A 3,036-nucleotide genomic window follows, 5' to 3' on the forward strand; every position below is an offset into this window, starting at 1 on the left:
GGATAAAATCTGAGAATAATCACTGTTTTTAATATTATTTTGAGGTTTATATTTTGCATCTGCAACTACTCGATTATCTGGTAATTTCCCTATAAAGTCAGGGTAAATTTCCCCATTTCTATTATTAAAATAATAATGAGGCATAGTACCTACTTTATTTTGAGGATGATAAAAGTGATCTTTTATTAATAAGTTTAGATACTCTTCCCATAACCAAGCAATATCTATAATGATTCCATGTACTTTCTGGTCGTTAGCTCCGAAGCTAATCCTCTCATCAGTCAATATTTGAAGACATAGAGTCTGCAACTGAGTATATTCTTCATAGAATCCATGTTTTATAGTATTAAATTTATTCTCAAATAACACATCTTCTAAATCATAATGAGAATAACTTGGAGTCAACTCTTTTATCCTCTTAACATTATTTCGAATAGTTGAACTTTCATTTAGTAAAAAAGGTCTTGTAACTTCAATTTTTTCAATAGCATGTCGAATCAATTGATTTAATTTATTGTCGAACGAATACTCCCGAGTATTGTATGCAATATTTCCAATAAAAGGCACATTCTGCCTAATATGTCGGTTGATATCCAACTGACCTCGAACATTACTATCATTATAGGAATGATAAACATATTCCTTATAGAAACCTTTTCTCATAGCTTCCTCTAAATAATAAGGAAATAAATACACTAAAAGATCATAATAAGAATGATTATCAGATGATGAAATTTCATTAATTGTTACATTATAGTGAAGCACTTTTTGTAACATATAATTTAAAAAATAATCCTCATCTTTCGACTCAAAAAACCGGGTATGAATATGGATTTCATTCTCACCATCGCTCAAAAATCCCACTATATTACAAGTCCTAGTTTTACCATTAAACGTCCTAAATATGCAATTATCCTCATCCAAATCAGCAGAGTTCTTTAGTAATGGCGGAAAAATGATAAACCTTTCCTGATCTAAGGTAGATAAAGATTTATTTGCTAGTTCATTAATAATCAAATGGCCTACATTACTTTGTTCAATCTCTGCGTTATCACTTATTTTAAGCATAAACTAGTCCTCACTAGTTCCAAAATAAGCGTTTTCCAAGGCTCTCATCTTATCAATAGCTAATCTTTCACCACGGAAATAATCATTTAATAGTGGTTTTAACTTATAATCCCATAGATTTTTTATTGATAGTGTTCCTTCATCAAGATTCTTAAAATAACTAGCACCAATCTGATAATCTTGAGTTAAATGTCCTTCATCAACAATTGCATTATTCAATCGATGCATTATTTCTTTTGTTTCTTCATTAAGACTCATATTTTGAGCAGAATTATCTGCTGTAATTTCCACAAAAGTAAATCTACGTCTCATTGCAAAATCAAATGTTTCAACTGAACGGTCTATATCATTCATTGTTCCTATAATATAAACATTTTCAGGTATATATAACTTTTCCTCAGAATTGTAAGGTGTGCTTACTGCTCCTTTAATTCCACGATAGTCTGGATCTATAGAAAAGAAAAGTTCTCCAAAAATCTTTGAAATTTCACCACGGTTAATTTCGTCAATGATAAAGACAAACTTATCTTTATCGTTCTTAACTTCACCAACAATATAATCTTTTAGTTCAAACTTTTCTTTCAAGTGTTTAACAACTGCTTTTCTATAATTGTCAAATCCACCTTCTGGTACACCAGGTAAACCTCTATAAACATTATATATTTGATTATAATTAAGGTATTGGGTGGTATCTTTTTTGAAGATGCCTTGTACACCATTGTTATCATAAGAAAGTATATTTCCCATTGGCTTACCAGTCAATGTTTTTAATTCATTATACCCTTGTGAAGTTTCCATCGCTTCAGTAACTGCTTCAAAAAATTTTCCCCATGCCTGAGCAAAGTTATCTTGACGATCTGCAGACTCAAATTTTTGGGCTTTTTCGATGAATACTTTAAATTTTCCAGGTTTTAGAGTAAAACCAATTTGATTATTCTCTGCCTCTGAAGGACGAAATCCTTCAATAAAATCAGTATAATCATATGAAGGATGAAATTGAACAAAATCAATTTGATTGATTTCATCCTGTGAAAGACTATTAATATCACTAGTTCTACCGTTAGAAACAATATTTGCTGCAATCTGTTTAGAAAGGTAGGTTTTACCAGTTCCTGGTGCTCCTCGAAATACTATATTTTTTGAAATTAATAAAAGTTCTGAATAACTCCTTATATGTTCCTCTATAGCCATTGTTTGTGAATTAGACTCCATAGCTTCATTCTCCCCGTCTTTGTCTTTATAAACTAAAATAAATTTATCACCTTCAGTCCCAAATCTCTTCAAACATTCCTTTACAAATATGAGAGTTGAAAATATGTTCCAACAGTAAAAAACTAGAGTAGAACCGTCCTCACAATGATAGCCAACATGTTCAATTGTATTTCTTTTCCTTTTGAATTCAGATTCACTAGAAAATATGCCTCTAATCATCGGACTAGATGGATTATATTGACACACCGGAAAATTTTCTCTATCCTTTTTTGAAAGTTTCAATATTTTTTTTTCGAATATTTGACATGCTAGACGAGGTAAAACCTGATTAGACTCGTTTCTTTCTCTCTTTTTTTTATTTCTTCTAATTATTTCATCATTTGATTTTATAAAGAACACATCTAAAAATTTGTAATTGTCTCCCAAGCTTAAATCATCCATTGTGAAGCGGCTATCCGTTGACTTAATCTCATTACTAGATATTGTTAATTCATACTTTTCTAATTTACCCATATTCACACATTACATCCTTTGTTTACTACTATTTTTGATTCTATATAATGATTATATCATATAAAATAAATCTTATTAGTTAAGTGGGAATAAAATAATAATATTAAAGTCTAAAATGAGTCTGGGACAATAGTGTCTCGATTCTATCAAAAAAGCAACGGTTTTTGCCGTTGCTTTTTGCATGGTTGCGATAGTCTTGGTAAAATAGAATTGCTTAATAAACCATTTAGAAAGGCTATCCCA

At 30.3% G+C, this 3,036-nt stretch carries 2 protein-coding genes; both read right to left on the bottom strand.

The features are described 5' to 3' along the window. On the bottom strand, positions 1–1,068 hold a 1,068-nt coding region (locus tag GEZ89_RS09315; protein ID WP_153225805.1), incomplete at its 3' end, for a 5-methylcytosine restriction system specificity protein McrC. Positions 1,069–1,071: 3 nt separating this feature from the next. Next, on the bottom strand, positions 1,072–2,793 hold the full coding sequence (locus GEZ89_RS09320; protein ID WP_153225806.1) for an McrB family protein: 1,722 nt from the start codon (positions 2,791–2,793) through the stop codon (positions 1,072–1,074). Positions 2,794–3,036: the final 243 nt, after the last annotated feature.

The organism is Streptococcus mitis (genome assembly GCF_009496285.1).
GTDB lineage: Bacteria > Bacillota > Bacilli > Lactobacillales > Streptococcaceae > Streptococcus > Streptococcus mitis_BP.

Coding starts and splice junctions, on each gene's coding strand:
- GEZ89_RS09320 (WP_153225806.1), bottom strand. CDS start 2,793: ATGGGTAAATTAGAAAAGTATGAATTAACAATATCTAGTAATGAGATT.